We start from the raw sequence: 12,953 nt of genomic DNA on the forward strand, positions 1-12,953 counted from the left end.
ACATGCGTCCTCCCCCCGGTGACGGGCGAGACAGGTGGGATTTACCCGCTGAGCGCCGCCACCGCCGGCCCGAACATGGTGGTCTTGATCGCGCCCAGGGTGCCGGGGTCCTTGCCGGCCAGCGGCCGCAGTAACTCGGTCGCCGCCGGGGTCACCGCGCCCTCGCCGGCGGTGCCGTCCACGATGCCGATAGCCGCGGCGTCCACCCCGCCGAAGCGGCGGCCGGTGGTCATCGACGCCACCTGCGCCTGCGGGGTGAGCTTGGCCTGGATCAGCGCGGCCATCCCGGGGGTGAACGGGATCCGGATGTCGGCCTCGGGGAAGCAGAAGAAGCCGCGGTCGGCGCGCATCACCCGGAAATCGTGGGCGATCGCCAGCATCGCGCCGGCCCCGAACGCGTGCCCGACCACCGCCGCCGCGGTCGGGATCGGCAGGGTCAGCACCTTCGCCAGCAACGCGTGCACCCGCCCGACGTACCAGTCCCCGCGGTCACTGTTGGCGGCCAGCCAGTCCAGGTCCAGGCCGTTGGAGTAGAACTTGTCGCCCGCGGTGGTGACCAGGCCGTGCGCCTCCCCCTTTTTGTTGGCGCCCACCACGTCGTCGAGCACGGTATCGATCTCGTCGAGAAAGCCTGGGGAGAAACGGTTCTCGTCGTCGCCGAGGTTCAGTACGGCGATCTGGTCGTCATAGGTCAGGTTCACGCGGGGGTTCCTTTCTCGGGCCGACGGCCAGGACGGCACGTACGGCGGCGTGTAGCTGGGCGCGGGCGATGCTGCTGCGCAGCCGGTTCCGGCTGAGCACGATCGCGGTGGGCAGGTCGACCACGCAGGTGGTGACGGTGTCGACGGCGGCGGCGTCGCGCCGGTCCCACAGCGCGTCCGCCAGCCGGATCAGCAGCCCGACCAGCTCGGCCTCAACACCGCGCAGCTCGGCGCCGACCTCCTCCGGCAGGTCGTCACCCAGCAGGGTGTCGTGCCGGACCGCCTGCAGCAGCCGGGAGGCATCGGCGTGTCGTTCGGCGAAGGCCACCGGGGCATCGGCGGCCGCGATCACCGCGTCTACCGGTATCGCTGCGGCACTCACCAGCTCGTCCTGCAGCGCCAGGAAGCGCCGCGCGGCCCGCAGCCAGGCGGCGGCCACCAGCCCGGCTCGCGACCCGAAACCGTGATAGACGGCGCCGTTGGAGGCGCCGGTCGCCTCGCCGACGGCGCGGATCGTCACCGCGGCCGCACCGGAGCGCGCCGCCAGCGACTCGACGGCGTCCAGCACCCGATCGGGGTCGTGCACGCGCGGGCGGGCCATGGCGGCCACAGTAACAGAGCAACCGCTCTGTTACCAGGTGCGCCCAGCAGCGCAACGGCGTGACAGGATCGAGCAATCATGAGCGCTTCCGGATCCCGTCCCGTCGTCTTCTCCGGCGTCCAGCCCACCTCGGCGTCACTGCACCTCGGCAATGCGCTGGGGGCGATCACCCACTGGGCGGACCTGCAGGACGATCACGACGCGCTGTTCTGCGTCGTCGACATGCACGCCATCACCGTCCCGGGCTGGGACCCCGCGACGCTCCGGAAAAGCACGCTGGTCACCGCTGCGCAGTACCTGGCGCTGGGCATCGACCCGGCTCGCAGTGCGATCTTCGTGCAAAGCCACGTGCCGGCGCATGCCGAGCTGGCCTGGGTGCTGGGCTGTTTCACCGGATTCGGGCAGGCCTCGCGGATGACGCAGTTCAAGGACAAGTCGCAGCGGCAGGGATCGGACTCCACCACCGTGGGCCTGTTCACCTACCCGGTGCTGATGGCCGCCGATGTGCTCCTCTACGACACCGAGGTGGTGCCGGTCGGCGAGGACCAGCGCCAGCACCTGGAACTGGCCCGCGACGTCGCACAGCGGTTCAACGCGAGGTTCCCCGACACCTTCGTCGTGCCCGAGCCGATGATCCCCAAGGCCACCGCCAAGATCTACGACCTGGCCGACCCGACGTCGAAGATGAGCAAGTCGGCGGCCACCGACGCCGGCCTGATCAGCCTGCTCGACGATCCAGCCGTGAGCGCCAAGAAGATTCGCTCGGCGGTCACCGACTCCGAACGCGAGATCCGCTACGACCCGGAGACCAAGGCCGGGGTGTCGAACCTGTTGACCATCCAGTCCGCGATCACCGGTGCGAGCGTCGAGAAATTGGTGGACGGCTACGCCGGCCGCGGCTATGGGGACCTGAAGAAGGAGACCGCCGAGGCCGTCGCCGAGTTCGTCACGCCGATCAAGGCCCGGGTCGACGAATTGCTGGCCGACCCGGGCGAGTTGCAGGCGGTGCTGGCCGCCGGCGCCGAGCGGGCCCGGGCGAGGGCCGCCACGACCATCGCGCGGGTGTACGACCGGGTGGGATTCCTTCCGCCGGCGCGATGAATAAAGCCGTGACCGACGAGGCCAAGCCCGCTAAGCCGGGCATCATCGACCGGCTGCGCGCGCGTTACGGCTGGTTCGACCACGTGGTGCGGGCGCAGGAACGCTACGACGAGCGCCAGGGCAACTTCTTCGCCGCCGGGATGAGCTACTACACCATCTTCGCGTTGTTCCCGCTGGCGATGGTCGGGTTCTCCGTCGGCGGTTTCCTGCTGTCGCGGCGGCCGGAGATGCTCGACGGGATCGAACGCCGGATCAAGCACCTGGCCCCCGGCGAATTCGGCAACGAGCTGGTGTCGTTGATGGACAGCGCGATCTCCTCGCGCGCCTCGGTGGGGGTGATCGGTCTGGCGACGGCCGCCTGGGTGGGCCTGACCTGGATGGAACACCTGCGCGAGGCGCTCTCCGAGATGTGGGAAACCCGTTCGGAGAAGCAGGGTTTCGTCTCGGCGAAGCTGTCGGACCTGGTCGCCATGGGGTGGGCGTTCGGTGCCATGCTCCTCACGATCGCGCTGACCGCGCTGGCCGAGCCGAAGCTGATGCGCAAGATCCTGCGCTGGCTCGGCGTCCCCGACTTCGACCTGCTCGGCGCGGTATTGCGGGTGGCGTCGGTGGGGATGGCGGTGGCGGTGTCATGGCTGCTGTTCACCTGGATGATCGCCCGGCTGCCCCGCGAGTCGGTCAGCCTGGCCAGTGCGGCGCGAGCCGGCGTGATCGCCGCGGTCGGCTACGAATTGTTCAAACAGGCCGGCTCGGTGTACCTGCAGTCGGTGATCAACGGCCCGGCCGGGGCGGTGTTCGGACCGGTGCTGGGCCTGCTGGTGTTCGCCTACATCACCGTGCGGCTGATCCTGTTCGCCACCGCGTGGGCGGCGACATCGTCGGACAACCTGCCCACCGACCGGCCTGCCGGACGCGACGGTGTGACCGGTTCCGCAAACGGGTAGCAGACCACCGGCTGCCCGGGCCGCCGGCTAATCGGGCCGCACCGCACGTAGCACCTGCGCGTGGTGTTCGTCCATCGCCCCGAACCGCTTTTCGGCGTAGTTGGCCTTCGCCGCCACGCCTTCGAGGACCTCGCGGTGGCGGTCCAGCAGCGTGCGGTGGTGCTCATGAGCCGTGCTGAGGGTCTCGTGCATTCCGTGCGCGTCCGGGAAATCTCCGAACATCCCGGTCACCGGCGCGGCCCCGGCCAGATGCTCGCCGCCGGCCTGGGCGTGCTCACCGGCCGCGCCGGAATCGGCAGCGCCGTAACGCAACTTGCCCCGGTCGACAAACATCGCGGCCCCCTCATTCGGTGGCGATCAACGCTACCACCGAGCTGAGCTGCGTCAATTCACCTTATTGAGCGGCGTACTCCGGGTGTTTGGCCACGTAGGCCTCCACGAACGAGCAACTCGGCACGATCTGCTTGCCCGCGGCCTTGGTGTCGGCCAGCGCGAAGGCGATCAGCTTGGTGGCCAGCCCCTGGCCGCCGAACGCCTTGTCGATCTCGGTGTGGTGGAAATCGCGCCGGTCGCCGCTGTCGTGATAGGCGGCCAGCCCGGCTCGCGTCCCGTCGACGCTGATCTCGTAGCGGTTCTGCTCGGGGACATCGGTGATGGTGGGCTCGCTCATGATTCCCTCATTTCGGTTGGATCAGCCAACTTCCACGCCGCATGACGCGGTGCACCTGCAGGTCGGCGGTCATCACCACCAGGTTAGCCGCGGACCCGGCGGCCAAAACCCCGGCGCTGGCCAGGCCGAGCGCGCGGGCCGGGGTGGTGGCGGTCATGTGCACCGCCGCGGCCAGCGCCGCATCGTCGCCGCCTAGCAGGCCCACCGCTGTCGCGAACAGCCGGTCCATGGTGGCGGTGCTGCCGGCGATGGTGGCCGTGCCGCGCAGCCGGGCCACTCCGCCGGCGACGTCGACGCCCAGCCCACCCAGGGTGAATGCGCCGTCGCCCGCCCCGGCGGCGGCCATCGCATCGGTGACCAGCGCCACCCGGTCAGGGCCGGCGGACGCCACGACATGCCGGATCACGCCCGGGTGCACATGCACACCGTCGGCGATCACCTCGACGGTCACCCGTGGGTCGGCCAGCAACGCCGGCACCGGTCCCGGCTCGCGGTGATGCAACGAGCGCATCGCGTTGAACAGGTGGGTTCCCACGGTCGCACCGGCCGCTATCGCGTCCTGCGTCTGCTCATAGGAGGCGTCGGTATGGCCCAGCGCCACAACGACTCCCGCGTCCACCAGGCACCGGATCGCAGCCGTTGCACCGGGCAGCTCGGGTGCCAGGGTGACCATCCGGATCACACCGTCGCCGGCGGCCAGCAGCGCGTCGAGCTCCGCACGATCGGGTGCGCGCAGCCACGACGGATCGTGCGCACCGCAATGCCGCCCGCTCAGCCACGGCCCCTCCAGGTGAATGCCGTCCACCACGCCGTGCCGGGTCGCCTCGGCCAGGCTGCGTACTTGGGCCAGCAGCACCTCGGGGGGCGCGGTCACCAGGCTGGCCAGCCCGCCGGTGGTGCCGTGGAACGTGTGCAGACCAGCGGCGCGGCCGGCGTCTTCGGGGTAGGAGACGCCGCCGCCGCCGTGGCAGTGCATGTCGACAAAGCCCGGCACCACAACGCAATCGGCGAAATCGTCGTCGGCGCGAACGGGTCCGGACCCGCAATCGGCGATCCGCCCGTCCTCGACCGAGAGCCAGCCGGGCCGGGCGACCCGGCCCTCGAGCACCACGGCGCCGGCCGCGATCACCGACACGCCGACGCACCGATCTCCGGAGCAGGCGCTTGGTCTGCCGGCCAGCGGCCGCCGTTCTCCCAGAAGTGCCGGATGTCTTCGAGCTGGCGGCCTTTGGTCTCCGGGGCGTAGCGGTAGACGAAGGCCAGGCTCAGCAGCGCCAGCACCCCGAATACCGCGAACGTGCCGGCGCCGCCCAGCGAGGTGAGCATGGTCAAAAACACCGCGGCGACAACGGCATTGGCCGTGAGGTTCGAGGTCAGCATCGCCGAGGAGCCCATCGAGCGCAGCCGTGCGGGCAGGCTCTCCCCGGCGTACACCCACACCAGCGACCCGAAGCCGGAGGTGTAGCCCACGGTGAACAGCAGCACCCCGCCGAACTGGACCGCGGCCAGCGCGTCACCGAATTTAGGGCCGGCGGCGAAGACGGCGATCAGCAGCGCATTGGCGGCGACCATCGCGGTGATCCCGGACAGCAGGAGGGGGCGGCGGCCCACCCGGTCGATCAGCGCCAGCGAGACCAGCATCGCCGCCAGCGCCGCGACCTGCACCAGCGCCGGCAGTACCAGCAGCGCGAAATCGCCTTCAAAGCCCATCTTTTCGAACAGCCGGGGACTGTAATAGACGATCGCGTTGATCCCGGTGATCTGGACGAAAAAGCCCAACGTGACCACGAACAGCGTCGCCCGCAGATACGGCGGCCGCAGCATCTCGCGCAGCACTCCGACCCCGCCGGCCTGTTCCTCGCGTAGCGTCCGGCTGATCTCGGCCAGCTCCCGTTGCGCGGCCTCGGCGTTCGGTTCGATCCGCTGCAGCGTGCGGTGCGCCTCCGCGACGCGGCCCTTGAGCAGATACCAGCGGGCGGTGTCGGGAATGCGGGCCAGCAACAGCGTCACCAGCGCGGCGGGTATCGCGGCCAGACCCAGCATCGCCCGCCAGCTGCCGGTGCCGGCCAGCCAGTAGGCGCACAGGTAGCCGGCGATGATCCCGATCACGGTGGCCACGCCGTAGGTGACCAGCAGCGCGCCGCGGGCATCGGCCGGCGCCGACTCGGCCACGAACACCGGCACCACCACCACCGAGACTCCGATGGTGATGCCGAGCAGCAGCCGGGCCACGGTCAGCATCGGCACCGACGTCGACGCCGCGCCCAGCAGCGCGAAGGCCGCGTAGGTGATCGCCACTGCGACCATCGAATTCTTGCGACCGATCGTGTTCGCCAGCCAGCCGCCAGCGGCGGCGCCGGCGATCTCGCCGATCACCGTGGCGGTGGCCACCATCTCCTGTTGGCCGGCGGTCAGCCCCAAGTCGGCCTCGATGAACAGCAGCGCTCCGGCGATATTGGACAGGTCGTAGCCGTAGATGACGCCGACGCTGGCGGCGGCCAAGCCGACCAGCAGTGCCAGCGGCGAGGATCGGCGCAGTTCCCCGATTCGGCCCATCTAGGTCACGGTAAGGGATGGGGTCAGTATTGCGGCCGGCGATTCACCGACCGGGCGCCCAGGATGAGCGCGAACACGATGATCGTGCCGAAGATGCCGACCCCGACCCGTACCGGCACCGTGTCGTCGGCCGGTGTCAGCGCCAGGGCCTGGGGGTTCGGGCCGGCGGCGTCGGCGCGCGGCGCGACCAGCGCCGGGTCGGGTTCGATCAGGGTCCCGATCCGGGTGCCCGGCGGGGTGGCGAAGCCGTAGTCGAGCAGGTGCGCGGCCTGCTGCCACGGGGGGATCGGCTGCCGGGTGCCGCGCAGCAGCACCGCCACCAGCCGCCGGCCGTCCCGGGTGGCCGCGCCGACAAACGTCTGCCCGGCGTCGTCGGTGTAGCCGGTCTTGCCGCCCAGGGCGCCCGGGTAGTTATGGAGCAGCTGGTTGTCGTTCTCCAGGGTGTAGCCGGGCACGTCGCCGTAGCCGGGGAAGTCGAAGTTTCGGGTGGCGACGATGTTGGCGAACATCGGGTTGTTCCAGGCGTAGCGGTAGAACAGCCCGATGTCGTAGGCCGAGGTGCTCATGCCCGGCCCGTCCAGCCCGGAGGGGGTGGCGGCGCGGGTGTCGCGGCCGCCCAGTTGGGCGGCCAGGGCGTTGATCTTGTGTAGTGCCGCGTCCCATCCGCCGAGTTGCATGGCCAGGGCGTGGGCGGCGTCGTTGCCCGATCCCATCAGCAGCCCGTGCAGCAGCTGGTTGACGGTGAAGTTGCCGCCGGGGCCGACGCCGACCCGGGTGCCTTCGGCGTTGGCGTCCTCCTGGGTGCCGTGGACGACGGTGTTCAGGTCCAGCTCGTTCAGCGACGCCATCGCGGTCAGCACCTTGATCACGCTGGCGGGCCGGTGGCGGCCGTGCGGGTCACGGGCGGCGATCACCGCGCCGCTGTCCAGGTCGGCCACCAGCCAGGCCTCGGCGGAGATGTCGCCGGGCACCGGCGGGGTATCGGGCGCGGCGATGATCCCGCAGCCGGCCAAGGCCTCCCCACCGACCGGGGTGGCCGGCACCGGCAGCGGCAGGGGGGCGTCGCCGGCCAGCGGCACCTCCGAGGCGTCCACCGCGGGCGGGGTGCTGACTTGGTACGGGCAGCTGACGGTTCCCGCGTTGAGCCCCGGGGTGGGGTCGGCCGCCGCCAGAGGGGCGGCGGTGGCGAGGAAACCCACTGTCACCAGGGCTGATACCGAGCGCACAAAAGTCATCGTGTGTGCAGGGTAGGGCAACGACGGCGTGAAATCGGGGAGCCACGCTGTGACTGGTGGGACGGGTGGGTTCTAAATTCCGAGGATCAATGCGAGGCCGCGTTCGATTTCGCGCAGCGTGTCCGGCTGCAGCGTGCCGAGACGCTCCAGCAGCCGGCTACGGGCCACCGCCCGTACGCCGCGGCAGACCGCCACGCTCGGGGTATCGACGCCCTCGGCCGGCGAGACGTGCGGGCGCAGCGGGGTGTGCGCCAGCGAGCTCGACACCGGCACCACGATGACCAGTTCGTCGTCGATGCCGGCCAGCAGGTCATCGACGGACATCACCACCGCGGGACGGTGCTTGCCGGGTTCGCCGGTGCGGGCGGCGCCCAGGGCGACGAGCCAGAGGTCACCGCGGCGCGGTTCAGGCAAGGCCGTCGCCGACCGTGGCATCCCAGTCGCGCAAGTCGGGGAGCGCCGCCTCGGCCCTGGTGGCGTCGCGTTCGGCGCGGAAAGCGGCTTCTCGCTCGGCGCCGGCGGCCAGTTCGGCGAGCAGGTCGGCCATCGAGACACCCCGCTCGCGGGCCTGGGCTGCCAGCCGGTCGCGGGTCTGCACCGGTACCCGGATTGTAGTCGTCGGTGTAGACATAAACCGTAGTCTAATACGGCGCTGCCGCGGGGATCATTGGCTGAGCCGGAAGTACGCCACACCCGATCCGCCGATGCGGCCCAGCCACAGCCGGTCACCGTTCTCGACCACCCCGGTCGCCAGGCCGAAGCCCGGGTCGGTGCTGCGGAACTGGCTGAGCACCCGGCCGTCGTCGGCGTCGAATCCGATCACCCATGCCCCGGACTTCACATCCGGCAGCCAGCGATACGGCAGCAACCGCCACAGCAGCGTGCGCAGCACCGGTGCGCGCGGGGTGAGCCACTCCGACACCGCGCTGCGATCGGAGACCATCGCCACCCAGATCCGCCCGTCGCGCCCGGTGGAGATGTTGTCCGGATGGCCGGGCAGTTCGCTGACCAGCGCGGTGATCGAACCGCGGCGCGGCCCGGTCAGCCAGTACTTGGACAACCGGCATCCGGTGCTCTCGGCGAACACCACCGCCGATTCGTCGGCGGTCAGCGTGACGCCGTTGGCGAAGTGCAGGCCCGATGCCAGCACGGTGGCCTTCCCGTCCGGGCTGAGCTGCAGCAGGGACCCGCTGGCGCGGGCCTCGATCACCGAAGCCTTGTAGTACTGATAACGGAACCGGTCGGTGGACTCGGTGAAATAGATTGTGCCGTCGGAGGATTCGACCGCATTGGAGCAGAACATCAGCGGCCGGCCGGCCACATGGCTGACCAGGGTTTCCAGCTTCCCGCTCTTCGGGTCGTAGCGCAGCAGGCCGCGGTAGCTGTCGCAGATCAGCAGCCGGTGATCGCGGGTGAAGGCCAGCCCCAGCGGGCGCCCGCCGGTATTGGTCACCACCTTGGGCGCCGCGCCGTCCGGGCCGACGGCGATGATGCGCCCGTCCTCGACGCCGGTCCAGATGGTGCCGTCGGCGTCGACGACGACGTCCTCGGCGGCGGTGCCGGGAATCTCCACGACGGTCAGCTTCGGCATCGGGTCGGGCGGGGGCAGCGGGGGCGAGGGCGGGGGCCGCCAGCGGACGGGGGAGATGCGCGGCTTGGGGCTCATGTCGACGACATTAAGGCGGTCTCCGCTAATCCGGTTGGCAATGCGCCCGACGGAATAGTGTCGTGTTTGGATCCGAGGAGGGCTGATGAGACGTGTCGACAAGGGCCGGCTCCTGCTGTGGTTCGGCGTCTTGCTGTTCCTGCTGGGTTTGCTCACCGGTTTGGTGACCGGGCCGATGAACAATCCCCGCATGGGGTTGTCCGCGCACCTGGAAGGCGTGATGAACGGCGTGTTCCTCGTGGTGCTCGGTCTGTTGTGGGGCCGCTTGCGGCTCTCGGCGCGCTGGCTGACGGGGCTGTTCTGGTTGGCGCTCTACGGCACCTATATCAATTGGGCTACCACCCTGGCGGCAGCGATCTTCGGCACCGGCCGGACGACTCCGATCGTGGGCGCCGGTCACCATGGCGCCGCGTGGCAGGAGAATCTCGTCGACGCCGGTCTGTACAGCTTGAGCGTGGCGATGCTGGCGGTCTGCGTGATCGCGCTGGTCGGCCTGTGGCCCGGTGCCGACCAGCCGCAGTGAGGAATCTGCGCGCCTAGTCTGGTGCAATGACGGCGGCGGTCGAGGACTTCGAGGCGTTGCGGCCGCATCTCATGGCGGTGGCCTACCGGCTCACCGGCATGTTCGCCGACGCCGAGGACATCGTGCAGGACGCCTGGTTGCGCTTCGCGGCCGCCGAGCGCGACCAGATCGCCGACCCGAGGGCCTGGTTGACGACGGTGGTGAGCCGGCTCGGCCTGGACCGGTTGCGCTCGGCATCGCGGCGCCGGGAATCCTATGTGGGCGAATGGCTTCCGGAGCCGGTGGTGACCGCACCCGACGACTCCGATCCGCTGTCGGCGGTGGTGGCCGGCGAAGACGCCCGGTTCGCCGCGATGGTGGTGCTGGAGCGGCTGAGCCCGGATCAGCGGGTGGCGTTCGTGCTGCACGACGGGTTCGCGCTGCCGTTTTCCGAGGTGGCCGCGGTGCTGCACACCAGCGAGGCCGCCGCGCGGCAGCTGGCGTCGCGCGCCCGCAAGGCCGTCAGCGCCGATCCGCCGCCGCAACCCGATCCGCGGCACGCCGAGGCGGTCGGGTCGCTGATGGCCGCGATGGCCGCCGGTGACCTGGACGCGGTGGTGGCGCTGCTGCACCCGGACGTGACGTTCACCGGGGACTCCAACCGCCGGGCGCCGACCGCGGTCCGGGTGATCCGGGGTCCGGAGAAGGTGGCGCGGTTCCTGTTCGGCCTGGCGCGCCGGTACGGGCCGACCCTGGTGACCGCGAATCAGCTGGCGCTGGTCAACGGCGAACTGGGTGCTTACACGCCCGGGGCGCCGGGTGCCGACGGGTTCGCCGAGCTGCTGCCGCGTGTCACCGCGATGACGGTGCGCGACGGTCTGGTCTACGCCGTCTGGGACATCGCCAATCCGGACAAGTTCACCGGTTCCCCGCTGCGGGCTGATCCGTCCCGCGAGTCGATCGGAGAGTAAGTATGGCCCAGAGCATCCCCAAGGTGATGGGCGCTTTGATGTTTCGCGCGATGGACAAGATGCGCCACCGCGAGGCGTTCGACATCGGGGAGCCCGCCGCCACGGAATTCACCGGCTTCGAGCGAACCCGGCAGATCGTGCTCGTGACGTTCAAGCGGTCCGGGGAGGCCATGCCCAGCCCGATCAACCACGGTGTCGCCGACGGCCGGATCTACGTCCGCACCGACGCATCGACCGGCAAGGTCAAACGGATCCGCAACAACCCGAACGTCATCGTGGTGCCCAGCAGTCTGCGCGGGAAACCCAGGGGCCGACCCGCGGCGGGGATCGCCCGGATCTTGCCGGAGTCCGAGCATGCCCATGCTGAGCAGGTGATCGCGGCGAACTGGAGCCTGCCGATGAAGATCTTCGAGCGTGGCCTGGACAAGGGCAGCGCCGCGACGGGCGTGGCGATCGCCTACGTCGAGATCAGCCCTGCCGCTCAGCCTCGATGATCTTCGGTGAGCCACGGCACCCGGCAGGCGTCCCCGGAGTTGAAGCCCTGCTCGGTGATGCCCAGTGCCGCATACATCCGGGCCCGCATGTTCTCGACCCCGATCTGATACGTCAGCTCGATGACGCCGTCGTCGCCGAACCGTTGGCGCAGATCGGCGACCTGCTCGTCGGTGACCGAGTGCGGGTCGGCGGTGATCGCGTCGGCGTAGCCGATGGCGGCCCGTTCGTCGGCGGTGAAGCGCGGGGAGGTCGCGTAGTCGTCGATACTTTGCAGCCGTTCCAGGTCCATGCCTTCCAGGCGTTGCAGCATCGAGCCGAAGTCGACGCACCACGAGCAGCCGATGGTGCGGGCGGTCCAGAACACCGCCAGGTCGCGCACTTCGGCGGGCAGCTTGCGTGACGCGGACTGCAGCAGCCCTTCGTGGGCGGCGGCGGCCACCAGCAACCGCGGGTGATGCGCGATGACGGTGAAGGGCTCGGGGACCTCACCGAAGCGGCGCTTTGCGTAGCGGTACATGGCGCGGGTCAGCAGGTTGGTGCGCTTCGGGGGCAGGGGTTCGATGCGAGGTGGAGTAGTCATACCCCTTAGACGAGACAGCCCGGCGGTATGTGACGGGCGTGCCGCGGCGTCACAGCAGGAACGGCACCAGGGCCTTGCGGTCGGCGGGGTAGTCGGCGAATTTCTCCTGATACCAGCGGTGGGTCTGCAGCGCCCGGGGGATCAGGTTGCCGGCGGTGATCAGCAGGATCACCACGCCGGGCAGCGCCCAGGTCAGCACCGCGAACCCCGTCCAGGCGATGAGCTCGCCCAGGTAGGCCGGGCTGGTGACGAACCGGAAGCCGCCGCCGAACGGAATCCGGTACTCGGCGGCACCGGGGTTGTTCTTGTCGCGCAGGTTGCGCACGATCGACTCGGAGTTCACGATCAGCGCGAACCCGCACAGGTAGATCACCAGGCCCACCACGAAGCGCGGATCGGTCAACCAGGCGCTGCCGTACTGGCCCAGGTAGTCGTGGCTGAACAGCGCACCGTTGAGGTAGCCGTGCATCGTCGTGACCAGCATGCCCATCACCACCACCGAGATGTTGAAGGTGCTGCGCTTGCCAGGCACCTGGCGGATCGCCAGCGGGAAGAACCAGCCGCGGTTGGCGTAATGCAGCGCCCAGATCCCGGCCAGCACAAGAGAAGTCGGCTCGAACCGGGCCGGCCCGCACAGGTAGGCGGCCAAGAACACCACCGTCGCCGGGATCTCCATCAGCCACCAGCCGAACTTCGGGTTCAGGTTGAAACCGAGCTTCGTCGAGGAGAACCGCCCGTAGGAGCTCTGGCCGAAGAAGCCGCCGATGATCACGAACGCGGCGAAGCCGAACGCCGCGGTCAGAAGGGTGTCGTAGACGGTGTTACCGGTGTACCAATGCATCCCAGTGTCCTATCACGTCCGGTTCTCGACGTGGCGAGCAGACGCGAAAGCCCCCAATTCCGGGTCGAAATGGGGGCTTTGGCGACTGTT

General features: G+C 69.8%; 17 protein-coding genes. 5 read left to right on the top strand and 12 right to left on the bottom strand.

Annotated features, from left to right (window positions below; genetic code table 11):
* Nucleotides 1-41: 41 nt before the first annotated feature.
* Nucleotides 42-701 carry an enoyl-CoA hydratase-related protein gene (locus A5771_RS18675; protein ID WP_064856685.1) on the bottom strand — a complete coding sequence of 220 codons (660 nt, stop codon included), beginning with the start codon at nt 699-701 and terminating at the stop codon, nt 42-44.
* Nucleotides 685-1,302: a TetR/AcrR family transcriptional regulator gene (locus tag A5771_RS18680; RefSeq protein WP_064856686.1), complete on the bottom strand. Its 618-nt coding sequence runs from the start codon at nt 1,300-1,302 to the stop codon at nt 685-687. The genes A5771_RS18675 and A5771_RS18680 overlap by 17 nt, the downstream gene beginning before the upstream one ends.
* 78 nt (nt 1,303-1,380) lie before the next feature.
* Between A5771_RS18680 and trpS the strand changes: the two genes are divergently transcribed.
* The gene (gene trpS / locus A5771_RS18685; RefSeq protein WP_064856687.1) at nt 1,381-2,403 is read left to right on the top strand and encodes a tryptophan--tRNA ligase; all 1,023 of its coding nucleotides are present in this window, start codon (nt 1,381-1,383) and stop codon (nt 2,401-2,403) included.
* Complete coding sequence (gene yhjD, locus A5771_RS18690) at nt 2,400-3,347, top strand: inner membrane protein YhjD (protein ID WP_064856688.1); 948 nt, start codon at nt 2,400-2,402, stop codon at nt 3,345-3,347. Before trpS ends, yhjD begins: the two co-directional genes overlap by 4 nt.
* A 27-nt stretch (nt 3,348-3,374) precedes the next feature.
* Here yhjD and A5771_RS18695 read toward each other — a convergent pair whose 3' ends face one another.
* The 8 genes from A5771_RS18695 to A5771_RS18730 all read right to left on the bottom strand — a co-directional run bounded on the left by A5771_RS18695 (nt 3,375) and on the right by A5771_RS18730 (nt 9,474).
* The gene (locus A5771_RS18695) at nt 3,375-3,680 is read right to left on the bottom strand and encodes a DUF2563 family protein (RefSeq protein ID WP_064856689.1); all 306 of its coding nucleotides are present in this window, start codon (nt 3,678-3,680) and stop codon (nt 3,375-3,377) included.
* A gap of 61 nt (nt 3,681-3,741) precedes the next feature.
* Nucleotides 3,742-4,017, bottom strand: coding sequence for a GNAT family N-acetyltransferase (locus tag A5771_RS18700; RefSeq protein WP_064856690.1), 276 nt, complete (start codon nt 4,015-4,017; stop codon nt 3,742-3,744).
* Between the two features lie 7 nt (nt 4,018-4,024).
* A complete protein-coding gene (nagA, locus tag A5771_RS18705) occupies nt 4,025-5,152 on the bottom strand; it encodes an N-acetylglucosamine-6-phosphate deacetylase (protein WP_064856691.1) in 1,128 nt (375 codons plus the stop codon).
* Nucleotides 5,143-6,555 carry a sugar porter family MFS transporter gene (locus tag A5771_RS18710; RefSeq protein ID WP_428844424.1) on the bottom strand — a complete coding sequence of 471 codons (1,413 nt, stop codon included), beginning with the start codon at nt 6,553-6,555 and terminating at the stop codon, nt 5,143-5,145. The genes nagA and A5771_RS18710 overlap by 10 nt, the downstream gene beginning before the upstream one ends.
* Before the next feature lie 41 nt (nt 6,556-6,596).
* Complete coding sequence (locus A5771_RS18715) at nt 6,597-7,808, bottom strand: D-alanyl-D-alanine carboxypeptidase family protein (RefSeq protein WP_064856693.1); 1,212 nt, start codon at nt 7,806-7,808, stop codon at nt 6,597-6,599.
* A gap of 72 nt (nt 7,809-7,880) precedes the next feature.
* Nucleotides 7,881-8,222, bottom strand: a complete 342-nt coding sequence (locus A5771_RS18720) for a type II toxin-antitoxin system PemK/MazF family toxin (protein ID WP_082947320.1) — start codon at nt 8,220-8,222, stop codon at nt 7,881-7,883.
* Nucleotides 8,215-8,439 carry a hypothetical protein gene (locus A5771_RS18725; protein WP_064856695.1) on the bottom strand — a complete coding sequence of 75 codons (225 nt, stop codon included), beginning with the start codon at nt 8,437-8,439 and terminating at the stop codon, nt 8,215-8,217. Before A5771_RS18725 ends, A5771_RS18720 begins: the two co-directional genes overlap by 8 nt.
* 33 nt (nt 8,440-8,472) lie before the next feature.
* The gene (locus A5771_RS18730; protein WP_064856696.1) at nt 8,473-9,474 is read right to left on the bottom strand and encodes an SMP-30/gluconolactonase/LRE family protein; all 1,002 of its coding nucleotides are present in this window, start codon (nt 9,472-9,474) and stop codon (nt 8,473-8,475) included.
* A gap of 85 nt (nt 9,475-9,559) precedes the next feature.
* Here A5771_RS18730 and A5771_RS18735 point away from each other — a divergent pair, with 85 nt between their 5' ends.
* From A5771_RS18735 to A5771_RS18745, 3 genes are read left to right on the top strand one after another with little or no spacing between them, the layout of a single operon-like run.
* A complete protein-coding gene (locus A5771_RS18735; RefSeq protein ID WP_064856697.1) occupies nt 9,560-9,997 on the top strand; it encodes a hypothetical protein in 438 nt (145 codons plus the stop codon).
* 26 nt (nt 9,998-10,023) lie between these two features.
* Nucleotides 10,024-10,947 (top strand): sigma-70 family RNA polymerase sigma factor, encoded by a 924-nt coding sequence (locus A5771_RS18740; RefSeq protein ID WP_064856698.1) that lies wholly within the window; start codon nt 10,024-10,026, stop codon nt 10,945-10,947.
* 2 nt (nt 10,948-10,949) lie between these two features.
* On the top strand, nt 10,950-11,441 hold the full coding sequence (locus A5771_RS18745; RefSeq protein WP_064856699.1) for a PPOX class F420-dependent oxidoreductase: 492 nt from the start codon (nt 10,950-10,952) through the stop codon (nt 11,439-11,441).
* On the opposite strand, the gene A5771_RS18750 is transcribed toward A5771_RS18745, so the two are convergent.
* Both A5771_RS18750 and A5771_RS18755 read right to left on the bottom strand, forming a co-directional pair.
* Nucleotides 11,429-12,022 carry a carboxymuconolactone decarboxylase family protein gene (locus tag A5771_RS18750; protein ID WP_064856700.1) on the bottom strand — a complete coding sequence of 198 codons (594 nt, stop codon included), beginning with the start codon at nt 12,020-12,022 and terminating at the stop codon, nt 11,429-11,431. The two genes, A5771_RS18745 and A5771_RS18750, sit on opposite strands and share 13 nt — an antisense overlap.
* Nucleotides 12,023-12,071: 49 nt before the next feature.
* Entirely contained in the window at nt 12,072-12,863 is a 792-nt protein-coding gene (locus A5771_RS18755; protein WP_064856701.1) for a 3-oxo-5-alpha-steroid 4-dehydrogenase, read from the bottom strand.
* Between the last annotated feature and the right edge of the window lie 90 nt (nt 12,864-12,953).

This window comes from Mycolicibacter sinensis, assembly GCF_001667375.1.
Classification (GTDB): domain Bacteria; phylum Actinomycetota; class Actinomycetes; order Mycobacteriales; family Mycobacteriaceae; genus Mycobacterium; species Mycobacterium sinense_A.